Annotated in this window: 18 protein-coding genes; 16 read left to right on the forward strand and 2 right to left on the reverse strand. The window is 35.5% G+C overall.

Annotation, left to right across the window (positions count from 1 at the left end; translation table 11 throughout):
* A partial coding sequence (locus tag HP569_RS14620; RefSeq protein WP_182199881.1) for a transposase occupies nt 1-175 on the reverse strand: 175 nt, incomplete at its 3' end.
* A gap of 72 nt (nt 176-247) precedes the next feature.
* Complete coding sequence (locus HP569_RS10975; protein ID WP_182201221.1) at nt 248-3,457, reverse strand: DEAD/DEAH box helicase; 3,210 nt, start codon at nt 3,455-3,457, stop codon at nt 248-250.
* Between the two features lie 288 nt (nt 3,458-3,745).
* On the opposite strand from HP569_RS10975, the gene HP569_RS10980 reads away from it, so the two are divergent.
* The 16 genes from HP569_RS10980 (at nt 3,746) to HP569_RS11055 (ending at nt 21,699) form a co-directional block, all read left to right on the forward strand.
* A complete protein-coding gene (locus HP569_RS10980) occupies nt 3,746-5,332 on the forward strand; it encodes a peptide chain release factor 3 (protein WP_182201222.1) in 1,587 nt (528 codons plus the stop codon).
* 434 nt (nt 5,333-5,766) lie between these two features.
* Complete coding sequence (gene uvrB / locus HP569_RS10985) at nt 5,767-7,746, forward strand: excinuclease ABC subunit UvrB (RefSeq protein WP_182201223.1); 1,980 nt, start codon at nt 5,767-5,769, stop codon at nt 7,744-7,746.
* 6 nt (nt 7,747-7,752) lie between these two features.
* Nucleotides 7,753-10,629, forward strand: coding sequence for an excinuclease ABC subunit UvrA (uvrA, locus tag HP569_RS10990; protein WP_182201224.1), 2,877 nt, complete (start codon nt 7,753-7,755; stop codon nt 10,627-10,629).
* 102 nt (nt 10,630-10,731) lie between these two features.
* On the forward strand, nt 10,732-11,085 hold the full coding sequence (locus tag HP569_RS10995) for a YojF family protein (RefSeq protein WP_182201225.1): 354 nt from the start codon (nt 10,732-10,734) through the stop codon (nt 11,083-11,085).
* Nucleotides 11,086-11,111: 26 nt separating this feature from the next.
* Nucleotides 11,112-11,768 carry a bacillithiol biosynthesis deacetylase BshB2 gene (gene bshB2, locus HP569_RS11000; protein WP_182201226.1) on the forward strand — a complete coding sequence of 219 codons (657 nt, stop codon included), beginning with the start codon at nt 11,112-11,114 and terminating at the stop codon, nt 11,766-11,768.
* A gap of 108 nt (nt 11,769-11,876) precedes the next feature.
* On the forward strand, nt 11,877-12,080 hold the full coding sequence (locus tag HP569_RS11005; protein ID WP_182201227.1) for a PspC domain-containing protein: 204 nt from the start codon (nt 11,877-11,879) through the stop codon (nt 12,078-12,080).
* Complete coding sequence (locus HP569_RS11010; RefSeq protein WP_182201228.1) at nt 12,077-12,430, forward strand: phage holin family protein; 354 nt, start codon at nt 12,077-12,079, stop codon at nt 12,428-12,430. Before HP569_RS11005 ends, HP569_RS11010 begins: the two co-directional genes overlap by 4 nt.
* 129 nt (nt 12,431-12,559) lie before the next feature.
* On the forward strand, nt 12,560-14,296 hold the full coding sequence (gene pabB / locus HP569_RS11015) for an aminodeoxychorismate synthase component I (protein WP_182201229.1): 1,737 nt from the start codon (nt 12,560-12,562) through the stop codon (nt 14,294-14,296).
* 98 nt (nt 14,297-14,394) lie between these two features.
* Entirely contained in the window at nt 14,395-15,354 is a 960-nt protein-coding gene (hprK, locus tag HP569_RS11020; RefSeq protein ID WP_425501866.1) for an HPr(Ser) kinase/phosphatase, read from the forward strand.
* A gap of 18 nt (nt 15,355-15,372) precedes the next feature.
* The gene (gene lgt / locus HP569_RS11025) at nt 15,373-16,206 is read left to right on the forward strand and encodes a prolipoprotein diacylglyceryl transferase (RefSeq protein WP_182201231.1); all 834 of its coding nucleotides are present in this window, start codon (nt 15,373-15,375) and stop codon (nt 16,204-16,206) included.
* A 13-nt stretch (nt 16,207-16,219) separates the two neighbouring features.
* Nucleotides 16,220-17,185 (forward strand): nucleoside recognition domain-containing protein, encoded by a 966-nt coding sequence (locus HP569_RS11030; RefSeq protein WP_182201232.1) that lies wholly within the window; start codon nt 16,220-16,222, stop codon nt 17,183-17,185.
* Complete coding sequence (gene ppaX, locus HP569_RS11035; RefSeq protein WP_182201233.1) at nt 17,160-17,798, forward strand: pyrophosphatase PpaX; 639 nt, start codon at nt 17,160-17,162, stop codon at nt 17,796-17,798. The genes HP569_RS11030 and ppaX overlap by 26 nt, the downstream gene beginning before the upstream one ends.
* Before the next feature lie 3 nt (nt 17,799-17,801).
* The gene (locus HP569_RS11040) at nt 17,802-18,329 is read left to right on the forward strand and encodes an acyltransferase (RefSeq protein WP_182201234.1); all 528 of its coding nucleotides are present in this window, start codon (nt 17,802-17,804) and stop codon (nt 18,327-18,329) included.
* A gap of 76 nt (nt 18,330-18,405) precedes the next feature.
* Entirely contained in the window at nt 18,406-20,049 is a 1,644-nt protein-coding gene (locus tag HP569_RS11045; RefSeq protein WP_182201235.1) for a glycerol-3-phosphate dehydrogenase/oxidase, read from the forward strand.
* Between the two features lie 182 nt (nt 20,050-20,231).
* Nucleotides 20,232-20,753 (forward strand): sigma-70 family RNA polymerase sigma factor, encoded by a 522-nt coding sequence (locus HP569_RS11050; RefSeq protein ID WP_182201236.1) that lies wholly within the window; start codon nt 20,232-20,234, stop codon nt 20,751-20,753.
* Nucleotides 20,746-21,699 carry a hypothetical protein gene (locus HP569_RS11055; protein ID WP_182201237.1) on the forward strand — a complete coding sequence of 318 codons (954 nt, stop codon included), beginning with the start codon at nt 20,746-20,748 and terminating at the stop codon, nt 21,697-21,699. Before HP569_RS11050 ends, HP569_RS11055 begins: the two co-directional genes overlap by 8 nt.
* The last annotated feature ends 128 nt before the right edge of the window (nt 21,700-21,827 follow it).

Consider the following 21,827-nt stretch of genomic DNA (forward strand, 5'->3'; position numbering starts at 1 on the left):
TATGTTTTTTCCTCATTAATCCCTCCACTCCAAATTTCTCAAATACCTTTACCCATCTTTTTAATGGTGAACTGCTTTTCATACCGTGCTTCCTTGCTAATATATCATAACCCAATTTTCCATCTTGATATTCTTTTACTAGCATTAATTTAAATTGTTCACTATATTTAGCCATAAAAATACACCCCAAAAGTTAGATTTTCACTCTAACTTTTGGGGTGCAGTACAATATCTCGGCACTTTTTTTCTATCTATCAAAACGTAATAATTCGCGTATTTCTGTTTCGGATAATTTTGATAACATCGTTTCACCAGGTTGAATAATTTGATCAACTAATTCACGTTTTTCTTTTTGTAATTGGAATATTTTCTCCTCGATTGTACCTTCTGTAATTAACCGAATCACTTGAACAACATTTTTTTGACCGATACGGTGTGCTCTGCCTGCTGCTTGTGATTCAATGGCAGGATTCCACCATAAGTCGAATAGAATTACTGTATCTGCACCGGTCAAATTCAAACCAGTTCCACCAGCTTTTAATGAAATTAAGAAAATATCTTTATCTCCTTCGTTAAATGCATCGGCCATGTTCACTCGATCTTCAGACGGTGTGCTTCCATCTAAATAATGATAAGAATAGCCATCCTTTCTCAGTGTCTCACCAATGATCTGAAGCATACTAGAAAATTGGGAGAAAATTAATAGTCGTTTTCCTTGAGCTCTCATATCATTAACTAATTCTCTTAAATGTTCCAGCTTTCCAGATTTACCGTGGAAGTTATCTAAAAATAGACTTGGATGACAACAAATTTGACGCAAGCGTGTTATACCAGCTAGAATTTCCAGCTTTCCTTTTTTGAAACCTTTTGTTGCAACTGTTTCAGAGATTTTTGCTTGCATCTTTTCCACATATGCTAGGTACACTTGTTTTTGGAGTTGAGTTAATTCAGCATACTGTTCAGTTTCAATTTTTTCTGGTAATTCGCTTAATACATCTTGTTTTAGTCGACGTAAAATAAACGGACGTGTAATAGAAGCGATATAGTTTGTGTCTAATTGCAAAAAATGCTTTTTCGACCCAAGAAATCCTGGTGTTAATGTTTCAAAAATAGACCATAATTCTTCAAGTGCATTTTCAATTGGCGTACCACTTAAAGCAAATCGATTACAAGCTTTAATAGCCCGGACCGCTTTAGCAGTTAATGTTAAGTGGTTTTTTATTGCTTGTGCCTCATCAAGAATTAAATCATCAAATTCAACCTTCTCGTATAATTCAATATCTTTTCTAATTAATGGGTAAGAGGTGATATAAATGTCTGTATCATCCTGCTCTTCGACTAAAGCTTTTCGTTCCTCTTTCGTGCCGATAATAATTTTTGATTGAAGTGTTGGTGCAAATTTATCTATTTCTTTTTTCCAGTTGTATACGAGTGAAGCCGGGGCAATCGCTAATGATTTGTAATTATCGTTTTTTGCTTCTTTTTCACTTAATAAATAGCTAATTGTTTGAATGGTTTTACCAAGCCCCATATCATCTGCTAATATGCCGCCCAGTTTATAATGCGATAATGTTTTAAGCCATTGGAAACCAATATATTGATAATCTCGTAATGTAGCTTGTAATGTATTTGGTAGTGAAAATTGAAGTTTTTCTGGTTGTTTTAACGCTTCAAGTAATTGAACAAACGTTTCATCATAATGGATTAACTGTTCGTGAAAAGCTTCCTCTATTTGAAAACTTCTTGCTGCAGAAACTTGTACATGCTGATTGTGCACATCTTTTTTTGAAAGCTGTAATTGATCAACAAAGGATTGAAATGAACGGAACGAATCTTTTTCTAATGAAACGAGTGGTCCATCAGGTAATCGAATATACCGTTTTTTCTCTACAACTGCATCCAATAATAATTTGATATCCTTTTCGGAAATACCTTCCACATCAAAAGAAACATCAAGCATGCCAAGGCGCTTGTTTAATGCTATATTCGTTTTTAGATTAGGTTCATTGTCAATAAACAATGTCTGGCTTTTCTTAGAAAAATGAACGGTTGCATAATCTTGTAACTCGATTACTTTTTCGTTTAAAAATTGATACATTCGCTCATTGTTAAATAGTTTAAATCTACCGTTCATAAAGTAAAATCCAGCCTGTTCTAAAAACGTAATGATTTCTTGCTCCTTGTCAATATCACGCTTAATTACTAAGTCATTGCTGTCATAATTTTCGTATGGCTGTAGTTTGTACTTTCCATAGTGAAAAGCAACACTTGCAATTAACACATCTTTTGCTACATCTATATGGATTACGGTTTCAAGTGGATGGTCCTCTAACATTTCTGTTGCTTTTGTTGAAAATTCAATAGTACCTATTTGAGCCAATTGTGGTAATACATATGCGACGAAGGATTCCATATGTTCTTGTGCTATACGGTGTACGTATTGTTTTCGATACGGTAATAACATATAGATTTGGTCAATGACTTGTTGTTGTTCTGGTGTTAAGGAATAAAGCTGATTGCCGTTTACAAGCAGTCCGTATTGCTCAACATATTCGTACTGAAATAAGGATTTCATACTAATAGAAAAACTAACCTCACTATCCATTTCAATCGGAAAATGAAGACTTGGTAAGTTATTTTCTAAAATATAATGGGTTAAAGCTTCTTTGGACGCCGTAACAAAAACGGAGTTACGATGATTGATCTTTTCTAAAAGATCTAAAGAGAGATACGGCGCCAGTTTAATTGCACGTTTGTCTAGCATTGGATAGTCATTTTCAAACAGGCTTTCATTGTGTTGACATAGCATTAATTGATGTAAAATGTGTGCGTCTTTCTGATCAAGATAATGTGAAGCTGGATCATATTTGAAAGTACTCGTAATTGTGTAAGTTTGTTGATTTTTTACGTGTGCTAAAAATTCACGAATATCCTTGATGACGTAAGGTTTTTTAGTACCGACACGTATTTCAACATCAAAAAAATCTGGTTTATTAGACAGATGCTTCTTGTGACTAACGATATATTGTATTTGCAACATTTCTTGCTCTAATGCATGTGCTTTATTTGTTTGATTAAATGTGTGGATTAAACGTAATGTGAACGGATCACTAGGCATAGGTAGATCTGCCTTTTTATTGTAAGTCTTGTCATTCATCTCGGCTTGTTTATTACCATTTTGAGAAATAGCTAACAACACTGCAGCAATATGTTTACAAGTAAAGTGCTCATGGTAAGCTGGACAATTACATTTTCCTTCTAGCTCAGCATTCTCGAAGAAAAAAATTCGTACAGAATAGATATTTGCCCCTCGTACTTGAGCAGTCCATGTGTCAATAGCTTGGTTATATGTTAATCCAACGACTTTGCCCTTTTTAAAGTAATCATACCCTCTTCTATAAAAGCGTTGGCCAGTAATTTTAATAATATCTTGTTTATCTAAATAAAAAGTTTGCATTTATTTTACCTCTCATTTTACTAATAAATAATAATATCCTTTCATTATACCAAAAAATTGCATATAAAAAACATGACGTTTGGACGTTTTTTATTCTACCGTATCAGTAAATGATCTAAAGTATATCGCTCTAGTAGTTGACTAAGTAGGAATAATCATGCTATTTTTACTATCGTATATATAAAAAAATTTAATGGAAAACATATTTAAAGGAGCTTCAAGCCGATGTAAAAGATCCCTTATGACAGTGAAACTAAGTGAAATTTAACAAAGAAAGGGATTTATCTAATGACTATTGTAGAAGAAGTGAATAAAAGAAAAACGTTTGCGATTATTTCGCACCCAGATGCTGGTAAGACAACATTAACAGAAAAGCTATTATTAACTGGAAACCTCATTCGCTCGGCAGGTACAGTGAAAGGGAAAAAGTCAGGCAAATTCGCTACCTCAGATTGGATGGAAATTGAGAAGCAGCGTGGTATCTCTGTGACGTCTAGTGTAATGAATTTTCCGTATAAAGATTATAAAGTTAACATTCTAGATACACCGGGACACGAAGACTTTAGTGAAGATACGTATCGTACGCTAACTGCGGTGGATAGTGTCGTTATGATTATCGATGCTACGAAAGGGATCGAAGCACAAACAATTAAGTTGTTTAAAGTATGTAAAATGAGAGGCATTCCTATTTTTACTTTTATTAATAAGATGGACCGAGAAGGCCGTGAACCATTAGCATTATTGGAACAGATTGAAGAAGTATTAGATATTGAGACGTATCCAATGAATTGGCCTGTAGGAATGGGAAAACGCTTCTTAGGGATTTTCGATCGATATCATGAGCAGTTTGTTCAATTCAATGGGAATGAAGCAGAGACATACATTCCTTTTGACCAATTAGACGATGAAAATCATGCGTCCTTAGTACAAGATCCAACTTTTCAAGAAACAGAAGAAGAGCTTGAATTATTAGAAGAAGCGGGTGACGAATTTTCGTTAGAAGCGGTTTTAAGTGGAGAGCAAACACCTGTGTTCTTCGGTAGTGCGTTGGCTCCATTTGGTGTACAAACGTTTTTTGACACGTTTATTGAAATGGCACCATCGCCAAACCCACGTAAGTCGACAGCAGGATTAGTTCAGCCAGATAAAGAAGAATTTTCGGGTTTTATTTTCAAGATTCAAGCTAATATGAATCCAGCACACCGTGATCGTGTGGCGTTTTTGCGCGTTTGCTCTGGAAAATTTGAGCGTGGTATGAGTGTAACATTGGAGCGGACAGGAAAATCAATTAAATTGTCACAAACACAGCAATTTGTTGCTTCATCAAGAGATACAGTTGACGTAGCTTATCCCGGTGATATCGTTGGAATTTATGACCCGAATGCATACCGTATCGGTGACACATTAATTCAAGGGAAAGAAATGTTCGCTTATGATGAATTGCCACAGTTTCCACCAGAATTGTTTAAAAGAGTGACAGCTAAAAACGTAATGAAATCAAAGCAATTTAAAAAAGGGTTAGAACAATTAGTACAAGAAGGTGCCATTCAATTGTTTACGGCATATCCAATGGAAAGCTATATAATTGGTGCTGTAGGTGAATTGCAATATCAAGTATTTGAGCATCGTATGAAACATGAATATAATGTAGATATTGTTTTAGAATCAATGGGTGAACGTATTCCGAGATGGCTTGATGAAGAAAAAGTTGATACGACACTGTTTGATGAAAGAAATTTACTTGTTAAGGATCGTGAAGGAGCGTTTTTAGTTTTATTTAAAAATGATTTCGCACTTCGTTGGTTCCAAGATAAGCATAAAAACATTAAGCTGATTGATTTATTAGAAGTAAACAAATATGATCAATCATATTAAATGATATTGCACTTTGAAAAAAGGCTTGAGAAAAATAATTCTCAAGCCTTTTTAGTATAAACATTTTTAAATACTAACACTGAATAGCCGAACCACTTTCTTAAAGTTTATTTGAATTTTTGGTCACGAATGTTAATGTTTGACCACTTTCGTTAAAAATTTAAAGAAATATGGCCATAAATCGATAAAGACGACTTTTTTCAAATAAGGTAATACTTATTTTTGGTCCTAAGCTAATTATTTTGACTACTTTGATTAAAAAAATAAATGATTTTGGTCATTTTCTTCTAATCACGAATTCTTCTTATATAGGCTTGATGTGAAATTCACTCAAACATTAAAAACACACAAAAACGAATACTTGTTCGCTTTTTGTTTGATTTGTAGTATAATGTGGTAAACTAAAGAACGTGAAATAGAACGGAGGATTAATCATGGCTGAAACCTTTGACTTAGTTTCTAAATATAGTCCTGAAGGGGACCAACCTCAAGCAATTAAAGAATTAGTTAATGGAATTACATCAGGCAAGCGAGCACAAACCTTACTTGGAGCAACTGGTACAGGTAAAACATTTACGATGTCCAATGTAATTACAGAAGTAAATAAACCTACCTTAGTCATTGCCCACAACAAAACATTAGCTGGGCAATTATATAGTGAATTTAAAGAATTTTTCCCGAATAATGCTGTAGAGTATTTTGTCAGTTATTATGACTATTATCAACCTGAAGCTTATGTTCCCTCTACAGATACATTTATTGAAAAAGATGCGAGTATTAATGATGAAATAGATAAATTACGACACTCTGCAACCTCTTCTTTATTTGAAAGAAATGATGTGCTAATTGTTGCTAGTGTGTCATGTATTTACGGTCTAGGTTCACCAGAAGAATATCGTAACCAAGTACTATCTGTTCGTGTCGGCATGGAAAAGGATCGTGATGCATTGTTACGTGAATTAGTAAATATTCAATACGCACGAAACGATATCGATTTTCAGCGTGGTACTTTCCGTGTGAGGGGAGATTCTGTGGAAATTATTCCGGCTTCAAGAGAAGAGCATTGTGTTCGTGTTGAATTTTTTGGTGATGAAATTGATCGAATTCGTGAAGTAGATGCGTTAACAGGTGAAATTATTGGTGATCGAGAACATATTGCGATCTTTCCTGCTTCCCACTTTGTTACCGGAGAAGAAAAGTTAAAAGTCGCCATGAAAAATATTGAAAAAGAATTAGAAGAACAATTAAAATTTTTCCGTGAAAATAATAAATTATTAGAAGCGCAGCGCATTGAACAGCGGACACGCTATGATTTAGAGATGATGACTGAGATGGGGTTTTGTTCAGGAATTGAAAATTATTCAAGACATTTGACATTAAGGGAGCCTGGATCAACACCTTACACACTTATCGATTATTTTCCTGATGATTTTATGATTGTTATTGATGAATCACACGTTACACTCCCACAAGTTCGAGGAATGTTTAATGGAGATAAGGCACGTAAGCAAGTGTTAGTAGATCACGGTTTTCGTCTACCTTCTGCACTGGATAACCGTCCGCTTACATTTGAAGAATTTGAACAAAAAGCAAATCAATTCGTTTTCGTATCAGCAACACCAGGTCCTTATGAATTAGAACATACACCGAAAATGACGGAGCAAATTATTAGACCAACTGGCTTGCTCGATCCAAAAGTGGAAGTTCGTCCGATTGATGGTCAAATCGATGACCTAATTGGCGAGATCAATAAACGTACCGAACGAAATGAGCGTGTGTTAATTACGACATTAACGAAAAAAATGTCAGAGGATTTAACCGATTATCTAAAAGAAATTGGCATGAAGGTGGCGTATCTACATTCTGAAATTAAAACACTAGAGCGAATAGAAATTATTCGTGATTTACGTGTCGGTAAATATGATGTATTAATTGGAATTAACTTGTTAAGAGAAGGATTAGATATTCCAGAAGTGTCACTTGTAGCGATTCTTGATGCAGATAAAGAAGGGTTTTTACGCTCAGATCGTTCGCTTATTCAAACAATGGGGCGTGCTGCCCGTAATGAAAATGGACAAGTAATTATGTATGCTGATCGTATTACTGATTCGATGCGTCGAGCAATTGATGAAACCGAAAGACGACGTGAAAAACAACAAGCGTACAATGAGAAGCATGGCATTACACCTACCACAATTAAAAAAGAAGTGCGTGATGTCATACGTGCAACAATGGCGGCAGAATCAACAGAAGATTATACGGAAGCGCCTAAACTCAGCAATATGACTAAGAAAGAAAAAGACAAGATGATCGAACAAATGGAAAAAGAAATGAAGCAGGCAGCAAGAGAATTGAACTTCGAAAAAGCTGCTGAATTAAGAGATTTAGTACTGGAACTTAAGGCGGAAGGATGAAGATAAATGGTGAAAAAAGCAATAACGATTCAAGGTGCTCGTGCACATAACTTAAAAAATATAGATATTGATATACCAAAAGAGAAATTAGTCGTGCTGACAGGGCTATCTGGTTCAGGGAAATCCTCACTTGCATTTGACACCATTTATGCTGAAGGGCAAAGAAGATATGTAGAATCCCTTTCTGCTTATGCTCGACAATTTTTAGGCCAAATGGATAAACCAGATGTGGATGCAATTGAGGGGTTGTCCCCAGCAATTTCGATTGATCAAAAAACAACTAGCAAAAATCCCCGTTCGACAGTGGGGACTGTAACAGAGATTTATGATTATATGCGTTTGTTATTTGCTAGAGTAGGTCATCCTACATGTCCAAAGCACGGAATCGAAATCACTTCACAAACGGTGCAGCAAATGGTAGACCGTATTTTAGAATACCCAGAGCGCACGAAGCTTCAAATATTAGCGCCGGTTATTAGCGGGCGAAAAGGCGAGCATGTAAAAGTGTTAGAGAATTTACAGCAAGAAGGATATGTTCGTCTACGTGTTGATGGTGAAATGCGAGAAGTAAGCGAAGAAATACAATTAGAAAAAAATAAAAAACATAACATTGAAGTAGTAATCGACCGAATTGTTGTGAAAGAAGGAATAGCTGGCCGTTTAACAGATTCATTAGAAACAGCACTTCGTTTAGGTGAAGGTAAAGTTATTGTAGATGTAATAGGTGAAGAAGAATTATTATTTAATGAACACCATGCCTGTCCAATCTGTGGTTTTTCCATCGGGGAATTAGAACCAAGATTATTTTCATTTAACAGTCCTTTTGGAGCGTGTGAACGTTGTGACGGATTAGGCACGCAATTAGAAGTGGATGTTGATTTAGTGATACCAAATAAAGAACTTTCATTAAAAGAAGGTGCAATTGTTGCTTGGGAACCGACAAGTTCACAATACTATCCACAGCTACTGAAAAGTGTTTGTGAGCATTATGGAATTGATATGGAAGTTCCAGTCAGTCAATTACCTAAAGATCAATTAGATAAAATCTTACATGGAAGTGGAAAAGATTTAATTCACTTTCGATATGAAAATGACTATGGCATGACAAGAGAGAATGATATTTACTTTGAAGGTGTATTATCAAATATTGCACGCCGTTACAGAGAAACATCATCAGACTTCATTCGCGAGCAAATGGAGAAGTATATGGCGCAGAATAACTGCCCAACTTGTAAAGGGTATCGATTGAAGAAAGAAGCAATGTCGGTATTAATTAATGGATATCACGTAGGGCAAGTTACTGAAAAGTCTGTAACCGAAGCGAATCAATTTATCTCTGAACTTACACTTAGTGAAAAAGAAGCCCAAATTGCCAAAATGATTGTTAAAGAAATTCAAGATCGTTTAACATTTTTAACAAACGTCGGATTGGACTACCTTACATTATCTCGTTCAGCTGGTACGTTATCAGGTGGAGAAGCACAGCGTATTCGCTTAGCTACACAAATTGGTTCTGCTTTAACTGGTGTCCTCTATGTTTTAGATGAACCTTCTATCGGTTTGCATCAGCGTGATAATGATCGTTTGATTGCAACACTACAACAAATGCGTGATTTAGGAAATACATTAATCGTAGTAGAACATGATGAAGATACGATGCTTGCTGCGGATTGGTTAATTGATATTGGACCAGGAGCAGGAGAGCATGGTGGAGATATTGTTGCAAGTGGAACACCTAAGCAAGTAATGAAAAAGAAACAATCGTTAACAGGACAGTATCTCTCTGGTGAGAAGTTTATTTCTTTGCCAACAGAACGAAGGGAGCCCACTGATCGTTATATTGAGATTATTGGTGCAGAGGAAAATAATCTGAAGAATGTAAATGTGAAAATTCCGATTGGTTTATTAACAACGGTAACTGGTGTGTCTGGATCAGGAAAAAGTACGTTAATCAATGAAATTTTACACAAAAACTTAGCAATGACATTGAATCGAGCAAAACAAAAACCAGGGAAACATAAGCAAGTTAAGGGTAGTGAATATTTAGACAAAGTGATTGATATTGATCAGTCGCCAATTGGTAGAACACCTCGTTCCAATCCTGCTACTTATACCGGTGTGTTTGATGATATTCGTGATGTATTCGCACAAACCAATGAAGCGAAAATTCGTGGCTATAAAAAAGGTAGATTTAGCTTTAACGTAAAAGGTGGCCGTTGTGAGGCTTGCCGAGGAGACGGAATCATTAAAATAGAAATGCACTTTTTACCTGATGTGTATGTACCTTGTGAAGTTTGTCATGGAAAACGATATAACCGTGAGACATTAGAAGTGAAATATAAAGGAAAAAATATTGCTGATATTCTTGATATGACGATTGAAAATGCATTACACTTTTTCGAGAATATTCCTAAAATTAAACGAAAACTCCAAACGGTCTATGATGTAGGGTTAGGCTATATTCGCCTTGGTCAACCAGCTACAACGTTATCTGGTGGAGAAGCACAGCGTGTTAAATTAGCGAGTGAATTGCATCGTCGTTCAAACGGGAAGTCATTATATATTCTTGATGAACCGACTACTGGATTGCATGTAGATGATATTGATCGACTGTTGGAAGTATTGCAACGTTTAGTTGAAAATGGTGATACTGTTTTAATTATTGAACACAATCTAGATGTAATTAAAACTGCAGACCATATTATTGACCTAGGTCCAGAAGGTGGAGATCGAGGCGGTCAAATTATTGCTACCGGATCACCAGAAGAAGTAGCGGTATCCGAACAATCTTATACAGGCATGTATTTGAAGCCAATCTTAGAACGTGATCGTAACCGAATGGCTCAACGTTTAAAGCAACATGAAGAAGTAACACAAGCTTAATTTTTTCTGCGTAACATTATATGGTAATATCGTTTACTTTGACCTTAACGATTTTTTTGCGTAACTTATATTATGAGAGAAAAAGAGAGGGGGCTTAACTAGTTGGAAGCAATAGATGTAGCCATTGTACAATTAAAATTAGATGAATTTTTAAATGAAACGGTTTATATTCATATTGAAACGACCAATGGAGCATATGCTAGTCATCATAATGCAGATGTATTTAACGTAGGGGTGTTTATGCGAAATGCCAGCATTCGTTATACACAAGCAAAAATTATTGGTGATCAGACAGGTTATCGTGTCGGATTAAAGACAGATAACGGATGGGTTTATGCAGAAGGTGTTCGAGAATATGAAATAGATGAGTTGGATCGTCTATTATTAGCAGGCCACGATCGAGAAGGACGTCTAATGGTCGCCTTACAGATTAGTAGAACACCGTTTAAAGAATAAGTTTGAAGACAAAGGAGTTAAAATAGATGGAAAGTCATGTTGTTGTTATATTTCCTCATCCTGATGATGAAGCATTTGGTGCAGCTGGTACTATTGCAAAGTTTCGCGAGCAAGGCGTTCCTGTCACATATTTATGTGGTACTTTAGGTGAGATGGGAAGGAATATGGGGAATCCTATTTTTGCAACAAGAGAAAGCTTACCAAACTTTCGTAAAGATGAGCTTCTTGCAGCATGTGAAGTTTTAGATGTTGATTTGCATATGCTTGGCTATCGTGATAAAACATTAGAGTTTGAATCGCGTAGTAAAATAGCAGAACATTTACTAACCTACTTAGAAGAGATTCAACCTAGTTTAGTAATTACGCATTATCCTGGGCATGCTGTTCATCCAGACCATGATGCATTCGGTGCTGCAGCAATTGAAGCAGTTCAGCGCATGGAAGCCTCAAAGCGTCCAAAAGTATGGGCGCAAGCGATTACTAATACACGTTTAGAGGATTTGGGTCAACCAGATATCACTTTAGATATTACCCCTTATTTTGAGAAAAAGTTCGAAACCATTTTAGCGCATCAGTCACAAGCGGCTGGTGTATTAGGAAATATGGATCCATCGCTAGATAAACTAGCTGATATTGTGAAGAATAAATTAGCTAAAGAACAATTCTATCAATGGGAATTTTGAATCGTAAGTGTTTAAATTTTAGCTGATTGAGGAATATAATTGATAGATCAACTAGTGAAAAGATATAACTGTTTCAGCATAATATAAGATGTAAAGGAGGAATTTTCTATGAAAAAAAGATTATACCGTTCAACTAGAAACAAAATGGTGTCTGGTGTGATAGGGGGAATCGCAGAATATTTTAATGTGGATGCAACGATTTTACGACTAATTTTTGTTGTTGCACTTCCATTCACAGCATTTTTCCCATTGTTGTTTGTTTATATTGCGGCTGCAATTATTATGCCAATTGATAATGGTATTGAAGAATGACACGTTGGTTCGTATCATTATTACTAAATGCACTTGCTCTAACGTTAGTTTCGCAGCTTTTTGATGCATTTTATCTAGAAGGTGTAGGTACTGCGTTATTAGCAAGTGTAATTCTGTCTATATTAAATTTTATTGTTAAACCAATTCTTGTTGTATTAACACTTCCAATTACGATCGTATCACTCGGTTTGTTTTTGTTTGTGATTAATGCAATAACACTCATGATTACGCAATCTTTAATTGGTAATTCATTTGTGATTGATGGATTTGGTGTAGCTATTATTGCTGCCATCGTATTAGCGTTAATCAACTTGATTTTGAATCGATTGATTAAAGATCAAATTACTTAGACCTCTCATGACGTACCCAATAGGTTAGGAAACCGACTTCCTGCCTATTGGGTACTTTTAAATATAGTAAAAGCACTCTAATTTACGCTATAATATGAACAACAAAGTGTGAGGGCGGGAGACATAAAAATGAATCATCCTTTTTTACAATTTTCGTTTCAAACGGAACAACATAATCAAAAAACATTAACTTTTACTGATCCTCTTGCTATTTATCAAGCTTCAACACTTGATCAAGTACTACCTGTATTACAAAAAGTAGAGTGTGCAATCAATGACGGGCATTATGCTGCTGGATTTTTATCGTATGAAGCAGCACCGGCATTTGATTCTAATTACAAAGTTAATCCTTCAAATACAGCATTTCCACTTATTTATTTTGCGATATTTAACAAACCTAACCAATCATCAACTAGTACTGTAAAAAAGTCATACAACCTTTCTCAATGGAATTTCATTGCGAATTACAATGAGTATAAAAAAGGAATACAAGCGATTAAGCGAGCGATCAAACAAGGTGATACTTATCAAGTAAATTATACTACGCAAATGAAAGCAGACTTTTCTGGTAACTCCTACACGTTATATCAGCAGCTAATAGAAAATCAACAATCATCCTATAATGCTTATATTAAAACAGAGAACTTCGATATATTATCAGCTTCACCTGAATTATTTTTTCAAGTCAATGATGGAACCATCACAACAAAGCCGATGAAAGGAACATCACCTAGAGGACGGTTTTATCAAGAGGATCAGGTGTTAAAACAACAGTTATATGAATCAGAAAAAGAGCGAGCAGAGAATTTAATGATTGTTGATCTACTTCGGAATGATCTCGGAAAAATAGCTAAACTAGGCTCAGTAAAAGTTACAAAACAATTGGAAATTGAGTCTTATCCGACAGTACACCAAATGACCTCAACCATTACAGCGGATTTAGAAACGAATAAAATTATCGATTGGTTTCAAGCGTTATTTCCATGTGGGTCAATTACAGGTGCACCCAAAATCAAAACGATGGAATATATTGCATCTTTAGAACAAAATGCTAGAGGCGTTTATTGTGGAGCAATTGGTTATTTCACACCTGCGCATGAGGCGATTTTCAATGTTCCCATTCGCACTGTAGTTATTGATAAAACAGATAATCAAGCAATTTATGGTGTAGGTAGTGGTGTAACATGGGATTCTAAAATAAATAGTGAGTACGAAGAATTAAAAACAAAAGCTAAGCTATTGACTGAAAAACGCACATCATTTCAATTAATAGAAACTATGTTATTAGATCAAGGTACTTATCCATTAGAATCGTATCATATCAAACGATTATCTGAATCTGCAGCCTATTTTGGGTTCTCATTTTCTGAAGGTAATGTAAGAGCAGTTTTGGAAGAAATAAGGCATCAAACGGGTAAAGGAAAATATAAAGTAAGATTACTATTAAATAAAAATGGTGAGATAAAGCATTCAACGGAAATTCTTGAAGATATCGCTCAAGGTGTAAACTGTTGTTTAGCCAATTCTCCTATAGATAAAGCAGATGTCTTTCATTATCACAAAACAACAAAACGTTCGATTTATCAAAAGCATATCTCCGATGATCCAGCGATATTTTCTACATTATTGTGGAATGAGGAAAATGAGATTACTGAGTTTACATTTGGAAATGTTGTCGTTGAAATAAATGGTGATTATTTCACTCCACCAATCACTTCAGGTGTATTACCTGGTACGTATCGACAATATTTGTTGAAACATAACAAGATTCAAGAACGTATAATTAAAAAGGACGAGCTTATGGATGCGGACAAGCTTTGGTTTGTCAATGGATTGCGTGGATGGATATCGGTACAATTAAAATGATTGGTCTGTGATTAAATTGGTGATTGTACAGTAAAAAAGTGCTACAATACATGTAGATCTTGTTACAAACAGGAATAAGATAATGGCATGCTGGAGGGATGAAGTTGACGAAAGTTTATACGCAAGATTTATTAGAACAATTTAAATTTGATGTAGTAGCTGGCGCTAATGGAGTTAATAGGGAAATTATTATGAGTGATATCTCACGCCCGGGTATTGAATTAACGGGTTATTTTCGTTATTACCCAAGCAAAAGATTGCAATTATTAGGGAAAACAGAACTCTCTTATTATAAAGATTTAACTTCCGAACAACGTGCCGACCGTGCCAAGAGAATGTGTACGGAAAAAACTCCTGGAATTGTCATTTCTAGAGGAATGGATATTCCAGAAGAACTTGTTAAAGCATGTGATGAGGCAGATGTTCCATTGCTTCGTTCTCCATATAAAACAACACGTGTAGTTAGTCGATTAACTAACTTCTTAGAAGCAAAATTTGCACCATTTACTGCTATGCATGGTGTACTAGTTGATATATATGGTGTCGGTGTACTAATTATGGGACAAAGTGGTGTGGGTAAGAGTGAAACGGCACTTGAATTAGTTAAGCGTGGTCATCGTCTTGTTGCTGATGATAGTGTTGAAATTAGACAAGAAGATTATGATCGTTTGATAGGATCTTCACCACCACTAATTGAACATCTTTTAGAAATTCGTGGACTAGGCATTATTAATGTTATGACATTGTTTGGTGCTGGTTCAGTACGCTCCTATAAAAAGATATCCTACGTTATTAATTTGGAATCTTGGGATGAAAAAAAGCAATATGACCGATTAGGTCTAGAAGAAGAAACAATGAAAATCATCGATGTGGAAGTGCCGAAAGCAACATTACCAGTACGTCCAGGACGAAACTTAGCAGTCATTATTGAAGTAGCTGCAATGAATTTCCGTCTAAAGCAAATGGGAGTTAATGCTGCTGAAGAGTTTTCTACTCGATTAACAACAATGATTGATGAAGAAAAGACAAATTTAGGAATTGATTACAACTTGGAGTAAGGAAGGGAGTTTGCCGTTTTGTTATATAATGTATCACCACCGATTGATCGCGTTTTTCTTGAGATAGGTCCATTAACGATTTATTGGTATGCAGTTATTATCGTTAGTGGTGTGTTTGCTGGATTGTGGTTAGCTACTAGAGAGTCTGATCGTTTAGGGTTAAAAAAAGATTTATTTATTGATTTAGTTATGTTTGCTTTACCGATAGCAATTATTTCTGCCCGCCTATACTACGTTGTGTTCGAATGGGAAAGGTATCAAGATGGGCCTTGGTGGAGTGTTTTTGCAGTTTGGGAGGGCGGTATAGCGATTCACGGTGCCTTAATTGGATCGGTTATTACTGCCATTGTTTTTGCCAGGGTGAAAAAGGTATCGTTTTGGCAACTCGCAGACATTGCGGCACCAAGTTTAATACTTGGACAAGCGATAGGGCGTTGGGGTAATTTCATTAATCAGGAAGCACATGGCGGTGTTGTATCTGAAGCGTTTTACAATAACTTCATGCAGTATTTACCTGATTTTATTGTGAATCAAATGTACATAAATGGTGCTTATCATCATCCGACATTTTTATATGAGTCGGTATGGAACATATTAATTTTAATTTTATTATTAGTTTTACGTCGCAAAGTCAACCCGAGAAGAGGAGAGTTATTCTTAACTTATCTAATTGGATATTCAGTAGGAAGATTCTTCATTGAAGGAATGCGCACGGACAGTTTGTATATTATTGGCTCATTACGCACAGCGCAAGTTATTTCAATTGTTTTAGTTGTGGCTTGTGTTGCGATCATGATTTACCGTAGAAAAACAAATATGGTAAACCGTAGATATAACGGTAAAAAAATATAATGGAGTAACGATCGTGAATGGAATAATACAAAGAGGAATTAAGCAAGGGCTACAAGTTACTTGGACTTTAGGCAAAGTTATTTTTCCTATAACTGTACTTGTAACTATTTTGCAATATACACCTATATTAGATTGGCTGGTTCAGTTAGTTACCCCTCTGATGAATATTTTGGGGTTATCTGGTGAAGCAGCCGTACCACTTGTGTTAGGAAATACTTTAAATTTATATGCTGGAATTGCAGCTATTATCTCATTTGATTTTACAGTAAAAGAAGTCTTTATTTTAGCAATGATGCTGTCTTTTTCACATAATTTAATTATTGAATCGACTGTAGCAACTCGGGTAGGGATTAAATGGCCGATTGTTGTAGGAGTAAGAATTTTTCTCGCTGTACTATCAGCATGGATCATTCAGCTTGTTTGGGATGGTGGAAATCAATTAGCGCAATATGGATTGATCTCTAAAGAGGCGACGGTTCCAGATGGGTGGCTTGCTATTACAATGGAAGGTTTTCAAACGGCATTAGTAAGTATATTACAACTGGCAGCCATTGTCATACCGTTAATGATGCTATTGCAATTATTCCGTGAATTAGGTTGGATGGAACGAATATCTAAGACATTGGCTCCATCTACTCGTTTGCTGGGTATGGAAAGAAACGCTTCGATGACTTTGGTTGCGGGGCTTTTTATTGGTTTAGCATATGGAACTGGCGTGATGGTTCAAGCAGTTAAAGAAGACGGTGTGTCAAAAAAAGATATGTATTTGGCATTTATATTTTTAGTATCCTGTCATGCAGTTGTAGAGGATACGCTAATCTTTATTCCATTAGGCATACCTGTATGGCCGCTTTTGTTGATACGATTAAGCACTGCAATAATATTAACTGCACTTGTCGGGTATATTTGGAATAGAAAACAACAGCTTACAGATAGAAAGGAAGCAAACAATCATGAGCATACGTACCATTCTTTTTGATTTAGATGGAACATTAATTGATACGAATGAGTTAATTATATCCTCATTTAAGCATACGTTGGAAAAACATACAGGAAAGGTCTACGATCGAGCGGACATTCTTCCTTTTATCGGCCCCCCATTAATTGATAGCTTAAGACAAGTAGATGCTGACCAAGCAGAAGAAATGATGGCTACTTACCGTGCCCATAATTTAGAAAATCATGAGGAATTTGTCGTTGCGTATCCAACAGTTGTGGATACGATTCAAACATTAAAGAGTGAAGGTTATCAATTAGGTATTGTTACAACAAAAATAAGAGATACAGCTGAACTAGGATTGAAAATCACAGGATTATATGATGCATTTAATTGTATTATTGGATTAGATGATGTGACCAACGCAAAGCCACATCCAGAACCAATTATCAAAGCGTTGACAGCACTCGATGCTCATCCGCAATACGCAATGATGGTCGGTGATAATTATCATGATATCGAAGCGGGCCACAATGCAGGAGTGAAAACAGCAGGCGTCGCATGGTCTGTGAAAGGTGAAAGTGCATTAGCCGCATATGAGCCTGATTACATGCTCAAAGAAATGAAAGATTTATTAACGATACTTGAGGTGTGACGCATGCGAAAAACAGATCGTTACAAAGTGGTTGGTGCAAACTCTTTATGGCACATCTATAAAACGGTTCCTTTTTTAAAGGTAATAAAGAACTTTATTATTATTCAGCTTGCGCGATATACCCCTTTCTTATCAATTAAAAATTGGTTATATCGAAAATGTCTTCGTATGCAAGTAGGCGAACAAACTGCATTTGCTTTAATGGTTATGTTAGATATTATGTTTCCAGAAAAAATTACTGTCGGTAAAAACACGGTCATTGGTTATAATACGACCATTCTTGCCCATGAATATTTGATAAAAGAATATCGGTTAGGTGATGTCATTATTGGTGATGAAGTAATGATAGGAGCGAATTGCACCATATTGCCAGGTGTTGAAATTGGTGATGGAGCTATTGTCGCGGCAGGAACTATTGTGCATAAAGACGTTCGGTCTGGTGAATTTGTTGCAGGTAACCCAATGCGAACCGTTTATACAGCCGAACAAATGCAAGAGCGAGTAAATCAAGACATGTTTTTAAATAATTAACATTTTGCTTTATCTTTATTATTTTATGACGTCATATGAAATGAAAATGATGACAGCACAAGGGGTTGTGTGAGGAATGGCTTTCTCAAATGTAGATCGAGATAAAACAACAAACTTCCTTTCAGATGAAACGTTTGATGTGTTAGTAATTGGTGGAGGTATAACTGGAGCTGGAATTGCTTTGGATGCAACCTCTCGTGGAATGAAAACGGCTGTGTTAGATATGCAAGATTTTTCTGCAGGAGCTTCTAGTAGTTTGACTCAACTAAGTGGCGTAGCAATACATTATTTAGAGCGTAGGGGAACGAATGGTATAACAGATGCAGGTAAGGAAATTGCAATCCTATCTAAGAATGCACCACATCTTATGAAGCGTGAAAGTGTGTTGCTTCCATTATACAGACAGAGAAGTTTAAATAAATTGCGTACTAATATCGGTTTAACAATGTATGATCGAATAATAGGTGTCGCTAAAAAAAAGCGACATGAAATTTTTTCTGAAAAAGAAACACGACAACTGGAACCATTATTAGTAGTAGATCAGTTAATAGGTTCTGCTCTTTACACAGACTACAGCATAGATGCCCCCCGTTTAACTATTGAACTACTTAAAAGATCGGTTCAGCTAGGCGCAACAGCGTTAAATTATGTGAAAGTCATGCAATTTATTTATAATAAACAAAGAAAAATTATTGGTGTAGAAGTAGAGGATCAAATAACTGGAGAAAATATTTACATCTATGCATCGAAAATCGTAAATGCATCAGGCGCCTGGATAGATGATGTCAGAGAGCTAGATTCACCTAAATTAGAAGAACGACATCAATGGATTAAAGCAGTCCAGCTTGTTTTTGATCAAAAAAAACTTCCGATAACCGAGTCAATTTATTTTCAGCATCGAGATGGTAGAATGATTTTTGCTTTATTAAAAAAGGACAAAGTCTATGTTGGCACTGAGACACTTCCTTCTGATGACCGTAATGTTTCTGTAGTTGAAGAAGAGGATAAATATTATTTACTAGATGCTATAAATGAACTTTTTCCGAAAATAACTTTAGAAATAAATGATATTTTATCTAGCTGGGTTGGAACAGAGGTCAGCCCAACTGTCGATAAGAAAACGATTAATAAATCAAGTTTTAAAGATGGAATATTTGTTGACAAATCAGGTTTAATATCAGTTATGGGCGGTGCGCTTACTGCCTATCGAAAAGTGGCTGCCAAAGTGGTAGATAGTATCGCTAGGCAATTTAAAAAGGAAAAAGGTATCTTGTATTCTTTGTCTGAAACGAAGTCACTTCCGATATCAGGTAGTGACTTTGATGGAACGACAGGGTTTAGAACATTTAAGAAAGAACAATTAAAACGAAAAGATCTCCCTTTTAGCACATATCAAAAACATATTTATATTAATCGTTACGGAAAAAATGTTGAAAAGATTTGGGAGAACTATACTAGGTATTATAAAGAAGCTGAACGTTATGGTGTAGATCCTTTAATTTTTGCTGAGCTTGTTTATGCTTTAGTAGAAGAATGTATTTATATGCCACTCGACTTTTTTATCAGGCGCACGGGTGACATTTATTCTGACATAGATGTAGTCAAAGAAAATGGTGCTGGAGTACTAGCATTTTTAAGTGAAAGGTTATATTGGAATAAAGAAGAAATTGCCTATTATAAACGAGAGTTGCAACTGGCGATTCAACAAATTAACTGCTAAAGGAATAGTGCGGATCCGAGTTTCAATAGCAGTGCAAAAACAAAAAGTGAATATTGTTACAAGTGAAAAATGGTATGGCCGGGCTAATATATGTTAGTTCGGTTATTTTTTTAAAAAAATAAAGCTAAATGAAAGGTTTGTACGTCTAATAGGTAAAAGAGAAGTAGGAAGGAGGATGTTTCGTGATCCATTTAGTGAAGAAAGCGCAAAAAGGAAACGATAAGGCGTTTTTAACTTTATTTAAAAAATACGAACAAGACATATATCGAATGGCTTATATTTATGTAAAAAATCAAAATGACGCGCTTGATGTTGTTCAGGAAACAGCCTATCGTTCATTCAAAACAATCGAAAGCTTAAAAGAACCAAAGTATTTCAAAACGTGGTTAATGAGAATCGTAATTAATTGCTCTCTTGATTTTCTACGTAAACAAAAAAAGGTTGTACCGTTAGAAACAGAATTAGTATTGAATGTTCCTGATGATAGAAATGAGCTGATTGATTTGTCATTAACATTACGTGATGTAATTGAACTGCTCGATGAACGCGAGAAAAGCATAATCATTTTAAGGTTTTACGAAGGACTAACATTTCAGGAAATAGCTAAAACGCTAGAAATACCTTTGGGTACAGTAAAAACTATTTCATATAGAGGCTTAGATAAGCTTCGAGACAACTTGAAAGGAGATGGTTTTTATGGATAACAAAATTAAAAAAGAAATGCAAAAAATCGAAATTCCTGAAACGCTACATCAACGCATTAAATTGGGAGTTTCGCAAGCAAAAAAAGAACGTCCATTTATAAATAAAAGGCTAAATAAAAAGGTATTGGCTTTTGCGGCAGTTTTATTTCTATCAATTGGTGCATTTGCTTTACTAAATATGAATCAAGATGGAAACGATACGGCTAATCAGCCATTTGCAACCGAAGATGGTGGAGTAGGCATTCCGCCGATACAGTTACCTGAAGAAGGTGCGAATGCGGACATGATTGGTTTAATTGTATACAATGAAAGAATATACACACAAACGAGCTCAGAAGTTAATCTAAAGACAGCAGAAAACATGTTAGGTGAAAAGCTAGGAACAACAAAAGGAACAATAGATGAATGGAGTAAGCAAGAAGCTTATGATCAAGAATTTGCTTCGACGATAGGTGAAACAGATGTTTACACTGTTAAAGGATATAGTAAAGATTTTAGAATAATGACATATAGAAAAGACAAAGATGGACAGATTCACAGTGAATTTTATGAAAATTTAAATGGAATAACCATTCAGAATGGGGAAGATTTTTTCACTAAATTAAATATGAAAGGAAATATAACCTCAGCAACCTATCAATTATTTAGTGATTGGGATCAAGGCCTAGAGAATTATCATTCAATTACTGATATGAAAGCCGTCAACGCTTTTGTTTCTGAACTGTACCAAACGGATGTTCATCCTAGAAGTGCACAATCAGATCCGATAAATGAAGCACGGAACGACGCATCATTTAGAAAATTAATACTTCAATTAGCAGATGGAACGACGGTTAAGCTCACACTGTTAAAGGATGGTTATATTTATTATGGGTTTATGGATGCTTATTTCGAGATGAATGATAAAGCATTTCGTGAAATATGGAATATAATAGAAGAGACTTAGTCTGGTGAGAAAAACTTGGATAGCTTCCAAGTTTTTTTGTTTTAAAGGGAATCATTAGTTACAGGTAGAAACGTATAGGAAGATCGTATAATATGTGATATACTTCAAACGGTATGATTGGTCCTTAA

The organism is Paraliobacillus salinarum (assembly GCF_014083865.1).
In the GTDB taxonomy this organism is placed as follows: Bacteria; Bacillota; Bacilli; order Bacillales; family Amphibacillaceae; genus Paraliobacillus; species Paraliobacillus salinarum.

What these genes read in the sequence shown, in the direction of transcription:
- HP569_RS11055 (WP_182201237.1), top strand. Translation starts at nt 20,746, where the DNA reads ATGGATAACAAAATTAAAAAAGAAATGCAAAAAATCGAAATTCCTGAA.
- HP569_RS10980 (WP_182201222.1), top strand. Translation starts at nt 3,746, where the DNA reads ATGACTATTGTAGAAGAAGTGAATAAAAGAAAAACGTTTGCGATTATT.
- HP569_RS11010 (WP_182201228.1), top strand. Translation starts at nt 12,077, where the DNA reads ATGACACGTTGGTTCGTATCATTATTACTAAATGCACTTGCTCTAACG.
- hprK (WP_425501866.1), top strand. Translation starts at nt 14,395, where the DNA reads ATGAAGTTGACGAAAGTTTATACGCAAGATTTATTAGAACAATTTAAA.
- uvrB (WP_182201223.1), top strand. Translation starts at nt 5,767, where the DNA reads ATGGCTGAAACCTTTGACTTAGTTTCTAAATATAGTCCTGAAGGGGAC.
- pabB (WP_182201229.1), top strand. Translation starts at nt 12,560, where the DNA reads ATGAATCATCCTTTTTTACAATTTTCGTTTCAAACGGAACAACATAAT.
- uvrA (WP_182201224.1), top strand. Translation starts at nt 7,753, where the DNA reads ATGGTGAAAAAAGCAATAACGATTCAAGGTGCTCGTGCACATAACTTA.
- HP569_RS11045 (WP_182201235.1), top strand. Translation starts at nt 18,406, where the DNA reads ATGGCTTTCTCAAATGTAGATCGAGATAAAACAACAAACTTCCTTTCA.
- ppaX (WP_182201233.1), top strand. Translation starts at nt 17,160, where the DNA reads ATGAGCATACGTACCATTCTTTTTGATTTAGATGGAACATTAATTGAT.
- HP569_RS10975 (WP_182201221.1), bottom strand. Translation starts at nt 3,457, where the DNA reads ATGCAAACTTTTTATTTAGATAAACAAGATATTATTAAAATTACTGGC.
- bshB2 (WP_182201226.1), top strand. Translation starts at nt 11,112, where the DNA reads ATGGAAAGTCATGTTGTTGTTATATTTCCTCATCCTGATGATGAAGCA.
- HP569_RS11040 (WP_182201234.1), top strand. Translation starts at nt 17,802, where the DNA reads ATGCGAAAAACAGATCGTTACAAAGTGGTTGGTGCAAACTCTTTATGG.
- HP569_RS11005 (WP_182201227.1), top strand. Translation starts at nt 11,877, where the DNA reads ATGAAAAAAAGATTATACCGTTCAACTAGAAACAAAATGGTGTCTGGT.